1 protein-coding gene is annotated in these 442 nt (G+C 65.8%); it reads left to right on the top strand.

Annotated elements, in window-relative coordinates:
• Positions 1–442, top strand: a 442-nt coding sequence (locus AADR41_RS42490; RefSeq protein WP_342287822.1) for a hypothetical protein, incomplete at both ends; no start/stop codon positions are given.

The raw sequence follows: 442 nt of genomic DNA, 5'->3' as shown, positions 1-442 counted from the left end.
CAATGACCCAGACCGGCGTCGCGGCGACACAAGCGCGCATCGACATGGTCGAACTGGCCGGCGGCGCGGACGCGTTCACGAAGACGGTCACCGACTACTACGCCAAGTTCTACACCCCGAAGGAGCAGCACGACTACACCGGCCGCGCGCTGTCCACTGAGTTCGATGCGATGGGGCTGACGCTGCCGAAGACCGTCGAAGGCTTCCGCGCGCTGGTCGATTCCGTCGGTACGGCGACGCCCGAGGCGCAGGCGCTGACGCTGCAGTTGATGAAGCTGGGCCCGACGTTCTACGATTTCGCGACGTCCATCGTCGGCCTCGACGGGCAGATGCACACGCTCGACGAGACCAAGAAGCAGCACATCAGCCTGCAGCAGGCGCTCGACGTGGCGACCGGGGCGAAATCGCAACGGCAGGTTGAGAACGAGAACCGGCGCGCGTC

It is taken from the genome of Streptomyces sp. CLV115, from assembly GCF_038448545.1.
In the GTDB taxonomy this organism is placed as follows: Bacteria; Actinomycetota; Actinomycetes; order Streptomycetales; family Streptomycetaceae; genus Streptomyces; species Streptomyces sanglieri.
This window is presented reverse-complemented; position numbering and strand designations above follow the sequence as displayed.